Annotated in this window: 14 protein-coding genes and 2 tRNA genes; 8 read left to right on the top strand and 8 right to left on the bottom strand. The window is 58.7% G+C overall.

Going from position 1 to position 16,137, the window contains the following annotated elements; genetic code table 11:
* Positions 1 to 12 precede the first annotated feature (12 nt).
* A complete protein-coding gene (locus QRN38_RS12855; RefSeq protein ID WP_057418141.1) occupies positions 13 to 1,167 on the top strand; it encodes an MFS transporter in 1,155 nt (384 codons plus the stop codon).
* On the opposite strand, the gene nhaR is transcribed toward QRN38_RS12855, so the two are convergent.
* Entirely contained in the window at positions 1,164 to 2,066 is a 903-nt protein-coding gene (nhaR, locus tag QRN38_RS12850) for a transcriptional activator NhaR (protein WP_007246017.1), read from the bottom strand. The genes QRN38_RS12855 and nhaR overlap by 4 nt on opposite strands.
* A gap of 133 nt (positions 2,067 to 2,199) precedes the next feature.
* On the opposite strand from nhaR, the gene QRN38_RS12845 reads away from it, so the two are divergent.
* On the top strand, positions 2,200 to 2,442 hold the full coding sequence (locus QRN38_RS12845; RefSeq protein ID WP_005762638.1) for a hypothetical protein: 243 nt from the start codon (positions 2,200 to 2,202) through the stop codon (positions 2,440 to 2,442).
* A gap of 34 nt (positions 2,443 to 2,476) precedes the next feature.
* Positions 2,477 to 3,238 (top strand): TerC family protein, encoded by a 762-nt coding sequence (locus tag QRN38_RS12840; protein ID WP_011104146.1) that lies wholly within the window; start codon positions 2,477 to 2,479, stop codon positions 3,236 to 3,238.
* A 101-nt stretch (positions 3,239 to 3,339) separates the two neighbouring features.
* Here the strand turns inward: QRN38_RS12840 and QRN38_RS12835 are convergent, their stop codons facing one another.
* The gene (locus QRN38_RS12835; protein ID WP_007246018.1) at positions 3,340 to 3,519 is read right to left on the bottom strand and encodes a hypothetical protein; all 180 of its coding nucleotides are present in this window, start codon (positions 3,517 to 3,519) and stop codon (positions 3,340 to 3,342) included.
* 219 nt (positions 3,520 to 3,738) lie between these two features.
* Between QRN38_RS12835 and QRN38_RS12830 the strand changes: the two genes are divergently transcribed.
* On the top strand, positions 3,739 to 4,434 hold the full coding sequence (locus QRN38_RS12830; RefSeq protein ID WP_024667989.1) for a peptidase C39 family protein: 696 nt from the start codon (positions 3,739 to 3,741) through the stop codon (positions 4,432 to 4,434).
* A gap of 71 nt (positions 4,435 to 4,505) precedes the next feature.
* Here the strand turns inward: QRN38_RS12830 and QRN38_RS12825 are convergent, their stop codons facing one another.
* A complete protein-coding gene (locus tag QRN38_RS12825; RefSeq protein ID WP_057418142.1) occupies positions 4,506 to 5,789 on the bottom strand; it encodes an NAD(P)/FAD-dependent oxidoreductase in 1,284 nt (427 codons plus the stop codon).
* Between the two features lie 182 nt (positions 5,790 to 5,971).
* Between QRN38_RS12825 and QRN38_RS12820 the strand changes: the two genes are divergently transcribed.
* Both QRN38_RS12820 and QRN38_RS12815 read left to right on the top strand, forming a co-directional pair.
* Positions 5,972 to 6,048: transfer RNA gene (locus QRN38_RS12820), tRNA-Val, on the top strand.
* A 165-nt stretch (positions 6,049 to 6,213) separates the two neighbouring features.
* A tRNA-Val gene (locus QRN38_RS12815) sits at positions 6,214 to 6,290 on the top strand.
* A gap of 125 nt (positions 6,291 to 6,415) precedes the next feature.
* On the opposite strand, the gene QRN38_RS12810 is transcribed toward QRN38_RS12815, so the two are convergent.
* The 3 genes from QRN38_RS12810 to QRN38_RS12800 all read right to left on the bottom strand — a co-directional run bounded on the left by QRN38_RS12810 (position 6,416) and on the right by QRN38_RS12800 (position 9,375).
* Positions 6,416 to 7,477: an SDR family oxidoreductase gene (locus tag QRN38_RS12810; protein ID WP_005762629.1), complete on the bottom strand. Its 1,062-nt coding sequence runs from the start codon at positions 7,475 to 7,477 to the stop codon at positions 6,416 to 6,418.
* Positions 7,478 to 7,588: 111 nt separating this feature from the next.
* Positions 7,589 to 7,975 carry an NUDIX hydrolase gene (locus QRN38_RS12805; protein WP_005762628.1) on the bottom strand — a complete coding sequence of 129 codons (387 nt, stop codon included), beginning with the start codon at positions 7,973 to 7,975 and terminating at the stop codon, positions 7,589 to 7,591.
* Between the two features lie 323 nt (positions 7,976 to 8,298).
* A complete protein-coding gene (locus QRN38_RS12800; protein WP_044389807.1) occupies positions 8,299 to 9,375 on the bottom strand; it encodes an NAD(P)-dependent alcohol dehydrogenase in 1,077 nt (358 codons plus the stop codon).
* Between the two features lie 290 nt (positions 9,376 to 9,665).
* Between QRN38_RS12800 and QRN38_RS12795 the strand changes: the two genes are divergently transcribed.
* Both QRN38_RS12795 and QRN38_RS12790 read left to right on the top strand, forming a co-directional pair.
* Positions 9,666 to 12,560, top strand: a complete 2,895-nt coding sequence (locus QRN38_RS12795; protein ID WP_024666566.1) for a bifunctional diguanylate cyclase/phosphodiesterase — start codon at positions 9,666 to 9,668, stop codon at positions 12,558 to 12,560.
* A gap of 179 nt (positions 12,561 to 12,739) precedes the next feature.
* Positions 12,740 to 13,294, top strand: a complete 555-nt coding sequence (locus QRN38_RS12790) for a hypothetical protein (protein ID WP_024666565.1) — start codon at positions 12,740 to 12,742, stop codon at positions 13,292 to 13,294.
* 397 nt (positions 13,295 to 13,691) lie between these two features.
* Here QRN38_RS12790 and QRN38_RS12785 read toward each other — a convergent pair whose 3' ends face one another.
* Together QRN38_RS12785 and xylB are read right to left on the bottom strand one after the other, a co-directional pair.
* Positions 13,692 to 14,630 (bottom strand): carbohydrate kinase family protein, encoded by a 939-nt coding sequence (locus QRN38_RS12785; protein WP_057418143.1) that lies wholly within the window; start codon positions 14,628 to 14,630, stop codon positions 13,692 to 13,694.
* A gap of 24 nt (positions 14,631 to 14,654) precedes the next feature.
* Complete coding sequence (xylB, locus tag QRN38_RS12780) at positions 14,655 to 16,136, bottom strand: xylulokinase (RefSeq protein WP_057418144.1); 1,482 nt, start codon at positions 16,134 to 16,136, stop codon at positions 14,655 to 14,657.
* Between the last annotated feature and the right edge of the window lies 1 nt (position 16,137).

The following is a 16,137-nucleotide window of genomic DNA, read 5'->3' as shown; positions in this document are numbered from 1 at the left end:
TCTGGAGTTTTCATGTTGTTGCCCATACTGCTGTTGTCGGCCGCCGGTTTCACCGTGCTGACCACAGAGTTCGTTATCGTCGGTCTTTTACCCGCCATTGCCCGCGACCTGGACGTCTCGGTTTCGCAGGCCGGGCTGCTGGTGACGCTGTTTGCGTTCACCGTCGCAGCCTTTGGCCCGTTTCTGACCGCGTATTTTTCGCGCTTCGAGCGCAAGCGTCTGTTTATCAGCATCCTCATCCTGTTCGGGCTGGCCAATGCGCTGGCTGCGTTGGCCCCTGATAATGCGGTGATGGGCGTCGCGCGCTTGATTCCGGCGTTAGGCCTGCCGGTGTTCTGGGCGCTGGCCAGCGAAACCGCCGTGGACATCGTCGGACCGGAGTTCGCCGGGCGGGCGATTGCCCGCATCGGTTTCGGGATTGTCTGCGCCACGGTGTTCGGCATCCCCGTTGGCACCCTGATTTCGGATGCGTTCGGCTGGCGCAGTGCGTTCTTCGTGCTGTCCGGGCTGGCGTTTGCCAAGGCGCTGTTGCTGGCGGTGTATCTGCCACGGACGGCCGCAAAGAAAAACCCGGTTTCAATCCTCAAGCAATTCGGCATTTTGCGCAGTCCGATCATGCAGGGGCATGTGCTGCTGTCGGTTCTGGTGTTCAGCGGTATGTTCACGGCCTATACCTACCTGGCAGACATGCTCGAGCGGCTGGCCGGGTTCGACGGCAATCTGGTGGGCTGGTGCCTGATGGGCTTTGGTGCGGTCGGTTTGCTCGGCAACTCGCTGGGCGGGCGCATGGTCGACCGGCATCCGTTGATGGCCAGTCTGGTGTTCTGCGCCTTCATGGTGGTCGGCATGACGGCCGTGGTGCCGAGCATTCATTCGGCGTTTGCCTTGCCACTCGCGCTGGCGGTATGGGGCATCACCCAGGCGGCGCTGTTTCTGGTCAGTCACGTGCGGCTGATCAAGGCCGCGCCCCAGGCGCCTGCGTTCGCTGCCTCGCTGAACATCGCCGGGGCGAACCTGGGCATCGGCATCGGAGCGTTCATCGGTGGCAGGGTCATTGATCATCTGGGGCTGGGCAACGTCGGTTTCGCCGCTGCGGGCATCATTATTCTGGCCATTGTGCTGGCGCTTTTGCTGATCAAACGTGATCCCGGCCCGCTCGCTGCCTAGCCTGCATCGGTAAACAGCTGATTTCGGGCACTTTCGGCAATGGCGACAACGCCGGGGTGCCTGACCTTGCGCTCCACGGTGATGGCGTAAAAAGACTCCGTCACCGCGTCGGTCTGGCCAATCACCTGAACACCGTACTGGCTCTGTACTTCGTCGGCGATCACGCTGGGCGCGACAAAGATGCCGCTGCCGGATTTGCCGAAAGCCTTCATCAGCGCACTGTCATCGAACTCGCCAATGATGCGTGGCTGAATTTTCTGCTCGGCAAACCAGCGCATCAGTCTGCCTCGAACCACGGTTTCCTGCCCCGGAATCAACAGCGGTGCACCGTGCAGGCACTGTGGAAAGTCGCTGCCGACGCGCTCGGCCACTTCACGGGTCGCGAAAAAAGTGACCCCGCATTCCCCCAGTTTTTGACTGTAGCCCTTGATGTCCAGATGCGGCGGCATGGGGCTGTCCGATATCACCAGGTCCAGACGCTGGATGGCCAGGTCAGCCAGCAGCCGTTCGAGTTTGTCTTCGCGGCAGGTGATGCGAATGGGTTCAGCAAGCTCCATCGTCGGTGCAATCAGCCTGTAAACGATGGATTTGGGCACCACATCAGCAACGCCGATGCGCAACAGCAGTTGCTGCTCGTCAGGTTGCGAACGCAGCAGGCTTTCCAGTTCATCGCCCAACTGAAACATTTGTTCGGCGTAGGGCAGGGCGAGGCGACCGGCTTCGGTCATTTCCAGCCGGCGCCCGACGCGCTGGAACAGATCGACCCCCAGCGCCGCTTCCAGCAGGCTGATCTGCCCGCTGACAGTTTGCGCTGTCAGGTTCAGCTGTTCGCAGGCGCGCACAATGCTCCCGGTCTTGGCCACTACCCAGAAATAGTGCAGTTGTCGGTAATTGAGCATACTGATCGCCGATTCGTTAAAACCGAAGTATACGCCCCATAAAATCGAATTTTCCTTATGTTTCAAAATATCTAGAATCCGCCTCAACGCCGGACTGGACACACCGTCTGGCCCCTGTCTTATCGAGGAGCCCATGAATAAATCCATTTACGCTGCGCTGTTGAGCTGTTCGCTGCTGGTAATGGCAGGATGCGATCAGATAGAGTCGTCTACTAAACAGGTGCTGGGTACCGCAGCCAACACTGCCAAACAGGCGATTGATGACACGCATCAGGCCGCGACCAAAGCGCTTGATGAGGCCAGACAGGAACTTTCGGTACAAGAGCCACCACAAAGCTCGGCTGAAACCGAAAAAAATTCAGATAAAGACATTTAACCCACAACTATTGGCTCAGGCAGGGCAGTGATCTATGGAATACCTATTGGAACTGGCGACAAGTCCCGCAGCCTGGATCGCCTTGGCGACACTGGTGGTGATGGAAGTCGTGCTGGGCATCGACAACCTGATTTTCATTTCGATCATCACCAACAAGCTTCCGGAACATCAGCGCGAAAAGGCCCGCAAGCTGGGTATCGGCATGGCTCTGGTGATGCGCCTGGGCTTGCTCAGTACCGTCGCTTACATCGTCCAGCTGACAGAACCTGTGTTCGAGGTGTTCAACCAGGCGTTCTCGTGGAAAGACATGATCCTGATCGCCGGTGGTCTGTTCCTGGTCTGGAAGGCAACCACTGAAATCCATCACAGCATGGACATCAAGACCGATGAAGAGAAGGCCCTGGGTTCGGTTGTGGCATTGAGCATGGGCGCGGCCATTGTGCAGATCCTGATGCTGGACCTGGTGTTCTCCATCGACAGTATCATTACTGCCGTCGGCATGACCGAACACCTGCCTATCATGATCATCGCCGTGGTGTCCGCTGTGGTCGTGATGCTGGTTGCCGCCAACCCGCTGGCGAAGTTCATCAACGACAACCCGACTGTGGTCATGCTGGCACTGGGCTTTTTGATCATGATCGGTATGACGCTGATCGCCGAAGGTTTTGGTGCCCACGTACCGAAAGGCTACATCTACGCTGCCATGACATTCTCGGCAGCCATTGAAGGCCTGAACATGCTGGTGCGCAAGGCAAGACGCAAAAAGGCTGCCGCTGCTCAGGCATCCACTCACTGATAAACGGTTTCACTGAAGAAAAAACGGTCGACCCGGCTACCCGGATCGACCGTTTTGCATTCCACGTTTTGTTCAGGCACATGCCAATCGGCAGGCAGGTTTCAACTGATGACGGCAGCCTGAGCCTTCACAGGTTTTGCCACGACCGGCCGCTGTGGTACAGGCGGCTCGACACCGCGTGGGTGATAACGACGCGAAACACGCATGACGCCCCATAACATGGCGCTGGCAACTGCCAGCCACGAAGCGATCAGCATCACTATTGTCAGTTCCAGGCTCATAAGTGCCTCCCCATTCCTGCTTTTCTTGCGGTCTTGATAACTGACAGTCTAGTACGAAGCATGTTTCGGTTAGTTGACCAATGGCATCGGGCTATGAACGATTTGTGCTGTGAACACCAGCGGACTGCTGCACAACGCTATACCCCGATCGCCGACGGCTCTATGATCGGCACTCAGGCCGGGTCGCGGGTTGCTCGGCATCAGTTGAAGTGAGTGAACATGTTGTCGGTTTCTCTTTTTGCCGCTACTACCGGCGCCAGGCGTCCGTGGCTGGTTTTGGCGCTTATCGTCGGCCTTGCCGGCTGTTCATCGATGGTGACGCCCCAGATCAAACGCTTGCCGGACCGGGTCGAACTGACCTCGGTGCCGTTCTTTCGCGGTAATGCCTATCAGAGCGGGCCGGGCGCGCTAGCAAGCATGCTGGCCAACCAGCACGTGCAGACCACGCCCGGCCTGCTCGACAAGCCGCTGCAACTGCCGGCTGGCGAAGACCGTTTAGAGCAGAACATGCAGAACGTCGCGCGGGAATACGGCTTTATGGTCTATCCGCTGGGTGGCGAATTGCAGGATCTGCTGGCTCAGGTATCGGCGGGGTATCCGGTGATGCTGCGGTTTGCGCAGGGTTCTGTTCTCTGGAAAGGACCGCGTTATGGCGTATTGATCGGTTACAACCGGGTAAAGGAAACCGTCTTGCTGAATGCGGGCATGGACCGTCGCCATTCGATGAGCTTCAGCAGCTTCACGTCTGCCTGGAAAGACGCCGGCAGTTGGGCGGTGCTGGTTCAGTCGCCTCGGCAATTGCCTGCCGGGGTCGATCAGCAGCGTTGGCTGCAGGCAGCTGACGCATTGTCCAAAGCAGGGCAAGAGCAGGCGGCCGGCGAGGCGAAAAGGACTCTGGAACGAAGCGTTAAATGAAATCAACGCAGCGTTAATGAAAACGGCACCCATGAAGGTGCCGTTTTTAGTACCTGCGACCCGAATCGAGTCTAGAAACCCAAACGGTCACGCAAGCTGTAGTACCAGGCACCCAGTGCCGTGAGCGGCGTGCGTAGCATCTGCCCGCCGGGGAACGGGTAATGGGGCAAATCGGCGAACGCATCGAAACGTTCGGCCTGCCCGCGCAGGGCTTCGGCCAGCACCTTGCCGGCCAGATGCGTGTACGTCACACCATGCCCGCTGCAACCCTGCGAGTAATAGATGTTGTCGCCAAGCCTGCCAACCTGCGGCAGGCGAGACAGGGTCAGCAGGAAATTGCCGGTCCACGCGTAGTCGATCTTCACGTCCTTGAGTTGTGGGAATGCCTTGAGCATCTTCGGGCGAATAATGGCTTCGATGTTGGCCGGATCTCGTGCGCCATATACCACGCCGCCACCGAATATCAGGCGCTTGTCGGCGCTAAGGCGGTAGTAATCGAGCAGATAATTACAGTCCTCGACGCAGTAGTCCTGCGGCAGGAGTATTTTAGCCAGCTCATCGCTCAACGGTTCTGTGGTAATCACCTGAGTGCCGCACGGCATCGATTTTGCCGCCAGTTCCGGTACCAGGTTACCCAGATAGGCGTTGCCTGCCACGATAATGAACCTGGCCCTGACCTTGCCCTGCGCTGTATGAACAACCGGGTTGGCGCCACGCTCGATACGAATGGCCGCCGATTGCTCGTAAATGGTGCCGCCCAGGGTTTCGACCGCCGCCGCTTCGCCCAGCGCCAGATTGAGCGGGTGAATATGGCCGCCGGTCATGTCCAGCAACCCCCCGATGTATTGATCGCAGGCCACGACTTCGTTGATCCGGCGCTTGTCCATCAATTCCAGGTGGGTATGGCCGTAGCGTTCCCAGAGCCGTTGCTGGGCTTCCAGGTGCGCCAGTTGCTTGCTGGTCAGCGCCGCAAACACACCGCCGTCCTTCAGGTCGCACTGAATGCCATAGCGGGAAACCCGGTCACGAATGATGGCCGCACCTTCAAATGCCATCTGCCCCAGCAACTGCGCCTGACGCGGCCCTACGGTGCGCTCGATCACATCGATGTCGCGGCTGTAACTGTTGACGATCTGCCCGCCGTTACGGCCCGATGCGCCAAACCCGACCTTCGCCGCTTCGAGCACCGTGACCCGAAAACCGTTTTCCAGGAGAAACAGCGCGCTGGACAGGCCTGTATAGCCAGCCCCGATGACACACACGTCAGTCTCGACCTCGCCCTGCAAGGCGGGACGTTCCGGTACGGGATTGGCCGAAGCTGCGTAATAGGATTGAGGGTAGGGCGTGTTCGCCATCCTGAGACTCCGTTTAATATTCTTGACGATGGCGCTGATCGTACCCGAGATACCGGGCCGCTGCCAGCAACACAGAAAAACAGTTCTGGCCTGATCCCCTGCAAAAAACGCTGTAATTCATGGGCTTAGGATAAAAACGCATTGACAGGCAGTTGAATATCCGTAAAATGCCGACCCACAGCAGGCAAGTAGCTCAGTTGGTTAGAGCACCACCTTGACATGGTGGGGGTCGTTGGTTCGAGTCCAATCGCGCCTACCAAACAAAATCCGCTCTGCTGGGCGGTAAAAAAAGGGTCAACCGAGAGGTTGGCCCTTTTTTGTTTTTGCTCTGTGCGCAGGGAGCAAAAATTTCACGTATTCAGAGAGTTACTGCAAAAAAGAATTTGACAGGTATTCGAATATCCGTAGAATGCCGACCCACAGCAGGCACGTAGCTCAGTTGGTTAGAGCACCACCTTGACATGGTGGGGGTCGTTGGTTCGAGTCCAATCGCGCCTACCAAACAAATCCGCTCTGCTGGGCGGTAAAAAAAGGGTCAACCGAGAGGTTGACCCTTTTTTGTTGTACCTGTTTCGCCCCCGGCTTTTGTGCCAACGCAGAGCCTTGGCACAAGAGGGCAAGCAGCCTCAGGGAATCAGCCGATCACGACGCAGCTTTTCAAACACCTCGAAAAACGCATCATCACTTGCCTGAAATGCAGTAAAGCCCAGCTTGCGGCTTTTCGACATGTCGGTGACCACTTCGATCGGCCGGCCAAGGTCGGCGTCGGTGTGCCACGGTGAGATCAGCCGGTTGATGTCGCTTTCCTTGAGTTGATGCTCCTGGGCGATGCGGGTCCAGGCTGTCTGATCATCTGCCATCTGAGTTTCCAGCAGCGCAGGCTGGCTTGGGAAGTCTGCCGGTTCCAGGCCGAAGTACCCGGCGATCTGCCCCCACATCCAGCTCCAGCGGAACACGTCGCCGTTGGTGATGTTGAATGCCTGATTGGCCGCTGCCGGGGTCGTCGCGGCCCACAACTGCTGATGGGCCAACTGGCGCGCATCGGTCATGTCCGTCAGGCTGTCCCACTGAACGCGCGAGCCCGGAAACACGAAAGGTCGGCCAGTGGCTTTGCAGATCGATGCGTAAACGGCCAGGGTGGTTGCCATGTTCATTGCGTTGCCGACGGCGACGCCTGTCACGGTGTGCGGACGATGCACGCTCCAGGTGAACCGGTCTTTTTCAGCTGCGGCGAACACTTCATCTTCTTGCGCATAATAGAAGTTCTCGATATCCAGGCGCGGCTGCGACTCCCGGAAAGGCGTTTGCGGCAAGGTGCCCTTGCCGTAGGCCTCGAACGGGCCGAGGTAATGCTTGAGCCCGGTGACCAGCGCCACGTGTTTCACGCTGCCAGCAGGCCGTACAGCGTCCAGTACATTGCGCACCATTGCGGCGTTGACGCGGATATTCTCCGCTTCTGTCGCCTGGCGTGACCAGGTGGTGATGAAAATGTGGGTGGGCCGCAGATCGGCCAGCGCAGCAGTGACGGACGCGGGGTCCTGAAGGTCTGCCGCGACGGGAATCACGCCGGGCCGGGTCGATGGGCTTCGGGAGAGGGCGGCAACCTGCCAATCGTTTTCCAGCAACAACTGCGTGATTGCGCTGCCGACAATGCCACTTGCGCCTACAACCAGGGCGGTCTGAGTCATGGGGATCTCCTGAGACGGGGGTGAAAGTAATGAACCGTCTGCTGTTTCAGAACAGCATCAGGCCATACCGTTCAACCCGATCGTCATGATTACCCATACAACATGGCTGTTCTAGTTAGCGCTGAGTAAACCGTCTTCAGCCTGGCGGCCATACGACTTGACGATAGCCTTGGTCGCGCTGCTGGCCTTAAGGTCGCCAAGATTTTTGGGCGCAAGCCATTTGCAGGCAGAAATCTCGTTCTGGGGCGAAGGCTCGCTGTAGGCAGGAACCTGAGTGGTGAACACGTAATGCGTGACCTCGCCTTTCTCGTACACCGCCAGGTACAACAGGTCGAGATTTTCCAGACCGGTTTCTTCGCAAAGCTCGCGCACGGCAGCCTGGAAAGGCGTTTCCCCGGCTTCAATCTTGCCACCTGGCAAAGCCCAGCGGGATTTTGGTTTGCGTACGTAAAGCACCTGGCCGTCACGTTTGCAGATGACTGTCGCTCGTTGTTTCATAATTCGTTCACCTGTCGAACGTCCGTTGCCATCAGTATCTGCAAGGACTTTGTGAACTTGAGACCCAAAGGCAGTCAACAATAGTCACTAGCTTGTAATAAAAAGTTCACATATTTGACGAGGTCAGCCATGCAGCGCATTGAAACGGGCTGAATGCAGCGTGAAAGCGAGAGATTGTCTCAGTACTATCTCCTTGCAAGGAGTATGGACGTCAGTGGGCCATTGCCAGAAAACAGTTCCCGTATTGCGACGTACGGCATGTTCTCAGAACGCCTTGCCATCCTTGGCGACAGGCCTGCTCCTGCGATAAGCCGCGCGGTACCTTACGCCGCGTTCGAGTCGGCAGACACTTCCTGCTTGAGGCTGGCCATATCAATGACGAAACGGTATTTCACGTCGCCCTTGAGCATCCGCTCGTAAGCCTCGTTGATGTATTGCATGTCGATCACTTCAATGTCTGAAACAATGCCGTGCTCAGCGCAGAAATCCAGCATTTCCTGGGTCTCCTGAATGCCACCGATCAACGAACCGGCCAGGCTGCGGCGCTTGAAGATCAGGTTGAAGACGGCGGGCGACGGGTGCGGTTCTGCCGGGGCACCGACCAGCGTCATGGTGCCATCGCGCTTGAGCAGCGAGAGAAAGGCATCCAGGTCATGGGGCGCTGCGACCGTGTTGAGAATGAAGTCCAGGCTGTTGACCTGCGTTGCCATCTGCGCAGGGTCTCTGGACACGATCACTTCGTCTGCACCCAGACGCAAGCCGTCTTCGCGTTTGTCAGGCGAGGTGGTGAACAACACCACATGAGCACCCATTGCATGGGCAATCTTGACGCCCATATGGCCCAGGCCGCCGAGCCCGACGATGCCGACTTTAGTGCCCGGCCCGACTTTCCAGTGCCGCAGTGGAGAGTACGTGGTGATGCCCGCGCACAGCAGTGGCGCGACAGCGGCCAGATTATCGTCATGGGAGATGCGCAGAACGAATTTCTCCTTGACCACGATCTTGTCTGAGTAGCCGCCCAAGGTATTTTCACCGCCGAATACCGGGCCGTTGTAAGTACCGGTAAAACCGCTCTCGCAATACTGCTCGTCGCCCTCTGTACAGGAGGCACATTGCTGGCAGCTGTCGACCATGCAGCCGACACCGGCGAGGTCGCCGACCTTGAATTGCTTGACGCTGGCGCCCACCGCAGTCACCCGACCGACGATTTCGTGACCCGGGACCGAAGGATAAAGTGTGTTGTGCCATTCATTGCGCGCAGTATGCAGATCGGAGTGGCACACGCCACAGTAGAGAATGTCGATCTGCACATCATCGTCGCCTGGCGTGCGGCGCTCGAACTGATACGGCTGGAGCACGTCCTGGGCAGATTGTGCTGCATAGCTGTAAGCCTTGACCATGAGTGTCACCTGTTTGATGGATAGATGAGTTTTACATCGCAGGTCAGCGTAGTAGAGCTTCGCTGATTTTCCCTTTGAACCTCGCGACATGCTTGAATCTGACCGGTAATACGGCCCGATAGTGCGATTGAACAGTGCCGCACGTCACATAGGCACCTTATACATGCCGCTGGAGAGTCAAGAGATCTGCCAAAAAGGTATGAACTTTGCAACAATGTCGCGACACACTTGTAACTTTTGGTCATGGGGTTTTCACATGACCGCCGTTGGCTCATGTATCTGGTGTTTTCATGACAGTCTCACATCTGGCTACAGGCCTGTGTCCAAGCGTCGCTTGCGCGTCCAACTCCGATGCTGGCTCCACTCCAGCCGCCAGCCACGATACGTTTGCCCGTCATGGCTCCATCGCCGCACTGATGAGCGCCGCACACCAGCAGATGCCAGACATTGCCTGGGCGGCCTACGCGGCCGGTGAGTTGAAATGCCTGCTGGGGCAGGGCGACGACAAGGTCGTCTGGCCCGCGCACATCGCCGCTGAAGACTTTGATACCTTCTGTAATCATTTGCAGCTTCATTGCCGAGTCGCCGGCCAGGGCGAGGGCGTGCTGGGCTGGTTGCTGGCGCCCATCGCCGATAAAGATCATCCGCTGCTGGTGGAGCTGGCTGCCAGCCTGGGTTCACTGCTGCAGACGACGGCATTGATCAGGGCGCAGAACACTCAGCGAGTGCTCTATGAAATCAGCCTTCTGGCCAGTTCGACCCTTGATCGCGGCGCATTTTTACGGGGCATTCATGAGCAATTAGGTACGCTGATCGATGCCGAGAACTTTTACGTGGCGCTTTACGACCAGCAGAGCGGCAAGATCACCTACCCGTATTACATCGATCGGTTCGACGACGAAGCGATGGCGCACGAAGCGTTCGAGTTCATCAATACCGATCGAATCTCGCTGACCGGCTATGTCCTGAGCAGCGGGCAGCCCATGTTTCTCAATGCGTCCTGTATCGAGCAGGCCAAGGTTGACGGGCGTTTTTTCTGGGTGGGACGTCTCCCCGAGTTCTGGATGGGGGCGCCCTTGAAGAACGCCTCGGATGAAGTGTTCGGCATGGTGGCGATGCAGGTCTACGACGTGTCCCGGGTCTACAGCGCTCAGGACCGCGCCTTGTTTGCCGTGGTGTCGCGGCATGTGGCAATGGCGCTGGACCGCCTGTTGCGCCGCACGGACCTGGAGCAGATCGTGGCGCTGCGCACGCAACAGCTGTCGGCCGCCAACGACGCGTTGCGCCAGGAAGTGAAAGATCGCGAGCGCGCCGAGCACTTGCAAAGCGCCCTGTTCCAGATCGCTGCGCTGTCCAGCCAGCCCGGTGACATGAACGAACTGTTTCGTAGCCTGCACATGATTGTTGGTGAACTGCTGGTGGCGCTCAACTTCTACATCGCGCTATACGACGGCGCCACCGGCGAAGTGACCTTTCCTTACTACATCGACGAACACCAGCACACACCACCGCGATCACGGCGCGGGCAACGTGGCTTTACCGAATACGTGATCGGCCAGCGGCGGCCGTGCCTGATCGATTACGACGACGCCCGCAGGCTGGAGAGCCTCGGGGAAATCGAAGTGCAGAGAGACGCCGGTCGATCGTCTTCCTGGCTGGGCATTCCATTGTTCGACAGCGGGCAGGTGCGTGGCGTACTGGTGGTGCAGAGTTATTCCAAGGATGTCAGCTATACCCTGCGCGATCAGGAACTGCTGACCTTTGTGTCACGCCATATCGACACGGCGTTGTCCCGTCGCAGCGCCGCCGAAGCGATTCACACCGCCAACGTACTGCTCGAGGCGCGGGTTCGCGACCGTACCCGCGAGCTGGATCAGGCCAATGCCAGGCTGCAACACGAAAACTCCCACGACTCGCTGACCGGTTTGCCCAACCGCAGTCAGTTGCAACATCGTCTGCGACAGGCATGGCAGGACTTCTGCCGAAACGGCCGGCAACTGGTTGTCATGTTCATCGATCTGGATCGCTTCAAGATGATCAACGACAGCCTCGGCCATCATTGCGGCGATATCCTGCTGATTCAGGCTGCCGAGCGATTGCGCAGTTGCATGCGCGAAGAGGACCTGCTGGCCCGCCTGGGTGGCGACGAATTTGCTGTGTTGAGCATCGATACGCCGTTGCAGACCGGCACGGGCATCGCCCAGCGAATACTGACGGCGTTCGAGCAGCCGTTCGTGATTGACGACCATACGATTTTTTCTTCGTGCAGCATCGGTGTGGTGGGTGCCGACAGCCAGTTTCATCAAGAGCCGGCAGACCTGCTGCGCGATGCCGATACGGCCATGTACCGAGTCAAGAATGGCGGCCGTGACAGCTTCGCAGTGTTCAATCAAGCGCTGCGCCGGGAGGTTTCGGATCAGGTCGAGCAGGAAGGCGCGTTGCGCACGGCTCTGAAACGCACCGATCAACTGATCCCTTATTTTCAGCCAGTGATCTGTGTCAACACCGGTGACCTGCTGGCGCTGGAGGCGCTGATTCGCTGGCGCATGCCCGACGGGCGAATCATCGCGCCGGAAAGTTTTTTGCCAGCGCTGGAGGGGCTTCGTCTGATTGGTCGTCTGGACCTTTACATGCTCAAGCGGGTCATCACCATTCTCGCGCAACCCGAAAACGGCCATTGGCCGCCGGTGCATGTGAACTGCTCCAGTTACAGCATCACCCGTCCGGCATTCGCCGCTGAAGTGCTGGCCATGCTCGCCGAGCACAATGTCGCGCCCGGGCGTCTGTGTCTGGAGCTTACCGAAGGCGCGCTGGTGGCTGACCCGGAGCAGGCGCGCCTGTCCATGAAACAATTGGCCGAGCAAGGTATGTCGGTGATGCTGGACGATTTCGGCGCGGGGTTCTCTTCCCTCAGCTACGTGCATCAGTATCATTTCAGCGGTTTGAAGATCGACAAGTCATTTATCTTCGGCCTGGCCTCCAGCGTGCGCAGCCGGGCGATCGTTCGCGCCATTGTGCGGATGGCCGAGTCACTTGACCTGACCGTGGTTGCCGAAGGCGTCGAAGACCTCGAAACGCTGGAGCTGCTGCGCGAGATTGGCGCGACCCAGGCCCAGGGCTACTACTTCTCGGCGCCCTTGCCGATTGAGCAACTGGTGATCAGCGCGGGTCGTGCGGCAGGCTGAAGAACACGTTTTTTCGGCGAAGACTTGCCGCACAGGGCAAGGCTTATCCGATTATTGACGGTATCAACCACCGTGCATTTTTAGGGTCACCATAAGAATCAACAGGTTAGCGCCATAGTGCGTACTTGGCACCAGACTTGCTTTTGAACCTGCGCAGCATGTTCATCAGGAGGTGAAAGATGATTATTGGCACGAGTGCGCTTGAACAGCTTGTTTCCCGGGCTGTGGTTGGGCGCAAGACCGTCGATGAGGTGTCCCAGGACGCTTTCAGCGCGGTCGCCGCCGCTGGCCTGAATTCAGGCACGGCACCGGTCGTTGCGCAAACCAGCAATTCGACATCGCAGGACAGCAAGCAGGACAACAGCGGTTACAACGAATCCTTTGCACGGATGATGATCAACCTCAAGTCTGCCGGTGATACGTCACTGTCGGAAAAGACGGCTGATCGCGACAACGGCGTTATCGGTTCAGTGGCTAACACCACCAGCGCCAACGATGTTGCATCGACGGGTTCGGCAGAACAGAAATTCATGGACTCTCTGAAGCAGACAGCCGAAGAGAAAGTGCGCGAGAAGCTGACAGGCGTCAGCCAGAAAGACTACGACGCCATGGCACCTCAGGACCAACTGGCAATCGACCAGAAAGTCCAGGACGCGCTCAAGGACAAACAGAACGATGTGGCGGATGACATCAACACGCGCATCAGGGGTATCAAGGCCGGAATGGTGGCCTGATCGAGGTGACCTGTTCAGTTGTTTGTTCGTTGACTGTAACGGCCTCTTCACTTGCTAACAAAGCCTGTCTTTGACGGATCGTGCCAATGCCCGCATTGGCATGCATCCGTGGTGCTCTACGTCACAACCAAGCTGCCGCGCAACGTCATGCCTGCCCCGTATTCACTGCACATAAACAAAAGCGCTTCTTCACCGCGATATCACTGACGACGCAGAGTGCGACGTAAGCGACAGGGCGCAGAGGGGCGAAAAGGTGCCTTGAGCCGTAAACAAACATCACTGACCTTGCAGAACCGCTGTGTGACGCGGAGCGCCACAAAGAGGACGCAGAGCGTCCAGAACTGCATGCGACGCGGAGCGCCGCACGATAGTTGAAGCAATCGAAAAGGGCCGCTTCTCACCCCAACTGATGCCGATACGGCAGATCCGGGCCGACTTTGGTGCAGGTCAGCGCGGCTGCGCCGACGGCGAAATTGAGCATCTCATCCAGCGTTTCTCGCGAGAGCGTCGACAGGCCTTGCGGTGTGTCCAGCTGACGTTCGCTCAGAAAGGTCAGCAGTGCGGCCTGAAACGTGTCTCCAGCACCCACTGTATCGGCAGTCACCACGGTTTTGGCGGGCACTGACCAGGTGCCGTGCTGGCGGGTAAACACGCTGGCGCCCTGAGTGCCACGGGTGACGATTACCAGTTGCGTACGCTTGCCAAGCCAGCCCTCGGCGATCTGCTGTGGATCGCTGTCCGGGTACAGCAGGTGCAAGTCTTCGTCACTGACCTTGATCAGATGCGCATGTTCGGCGAACGCGGCAATCTGCGTGCGCCAGCGTTGGATGTCCGGTGCCGGGTTCAGACGCACATTGGGGTCCAGCGAGATCAGGCGCCTGGCGCTCTCACGGGCGACCAGTGCCAGCAACGTGTCGGCAATTGGCTGCACCACCAGCGAAAACGACCCCACATGAATCCCGCGTACCCGCTCATCGAGTTCCGGCAAGTGTGCCAGTCGTAACTGTCGATCTGCGCAGCCGTCGCCACGAAAGCTGTAGCTAGGCGAACCGTCGCTGCCCACCGCAACCATCGCCAGTGTGGTAGGCGCATCGAATTCGATCAGGTGCTCGGCATTGACCGTTTCCTGTTCCAGCACGGCGCGCAGGCGGCGCCCCAGGTAGTCGGTGGACAGCCCGGCAAAAAATGCCGCCTCCACGCCAAGCCGGCGCAAACCGATGGCCACATTGAAGGGGGAGCCGCCGGCAATGGCGTCAAACCCCAGTCTGTTCAGGGAACCGCCGTCGTCAGCGCGGGTGAAAATATCGAACAGTGCTTCGCCGCAAACCAGAAACATAAGTACTCCATGAAAAGACTGTGTTCAAACCTTGCGCAATTGCGCCTGATAACGCTGATAGACCTGCTGATAGGCTGCCACGTTCTGCGCAACCGGGTGGGTCTCGCTGTCTGGATCGAGGCTTACGCACCGTTCGCACAGCTGTAGCAGCGCCTCGGGCGTACCGTCAGCCTTCGACCGGCACCAGGCCGCCTGAATGGCCGCGCCCAGCGCGGCGGCTTCCGGCTGCACGGTGCAGATCACCGGGGTGTTCATGATATCTGCCACGATCTGTCGCCACACCGCACTTTTGGAACCGCCACCGATGAGCCGGATCTTCTCGCTCTTGATGCCGCTGTCGCGCAGCAGGTCCAGGCCGTAGCGCAAGCCGAACGTGGTGCCTTCGACCACGGCGCGGCACAGGTTGACCTGGGTCAGGTTGGTGCTGTCCAGCCCGACGATGCTGGCGGTGGCGTCGGGCAGGGCGGGTACGCGTTCGCCATTGAAAAACGGCAGCACCAACACGCCTTCTGCGCCGATCGGTGCCTGAGCGATGGCCTGATTGAAATCCTTGATGTCCAGGGCGAACAGCTCGCGGATGGCCGTGGTCGCATTAGTCAGGTTCATGGTGCAGATCAACGGCAGCCAGCCGCCGGACGACGAACAAAACGTTGCGACCGACTCATGCTCGCTGACCCGCACCTCATCGCCGTAAGCGTACACCGTGCCCGACGAGCCGAGGCTCATGGTGATCAGCCCTGGCTGAATGTTACCGGTGCCAATCGCGCCCATCATGTTGTCGCCACCGCCACTGGACACCAGCGCGTCCGGGTTGAGGCCCAGCAGCAGGGCGATGTCGGGAAGCAGCGTGCCAACTGGCGCGTCGGCCTCAAGCAATTGAGGCAGCGCTTTGCCCAGTCGTCCGCTTGGGTCGATATGGGCGAGTAATGGCAGGTCCCACTCGCGGTTGCGCACGTTGAAATAGCCGGTGCCCGACGCGTCGCCGAACTCGGTGCAGCAGCGCCCGGTCAGCCAGTAATTCAGGTAGTCGTGGGGCAGCAGCACCTTGTCGATACGCTCGAACACCTGTGGGTGCTGCTCTTTGGTCCATAATAGCTTGGACACGGTGTAGCCCGGCGCGATGACCAGACCGAGGCGTTGCAGCGAACCTTGTGCGCCGCCCAGATAATCCAGTAAACGCTGGTTTTCCGGGGCGGACTCGGTGTCGCACCACAATTTGGCCGGGCGCAGCAATTCACCTTGAGCATCAAGCAGCACCAGGCCATGTTGCTGGCCCGAAACACCGATGCCCTGAATCTGCTGCCCTGACACGCCCGCCTGCGCCAAGGCATCGCGGGTCGCCTGTTGCAGTGCGTCCAGCCACTGCTGGACGTCCTGCTCACGGCGGCCGTTATGGTCGCTGATCAGGCTATGGGGTGCTGAACCTTCGCCCAGTACCTTGCCGCTTTCGGCATTGAGCACCAGCACCTTGGTGCCCTGTGTGCCACAGTCGATTCCAAGAAACATG

This window comes from Pseudomonas sp. CFBP2511, assembly GCF_030209255.1.
GTDB lineage: Bacteria > Pseudomonadota > Gammaproteobacteria > Pseudomonadales > Pseudomonadaceae > Aquipseudomonas > Aquipseudomonas avellanae.
Note: the sequence above shows the minus strand (reverse complement) of the source record. Positions and strands in the feature narration are given on the sequence as shown.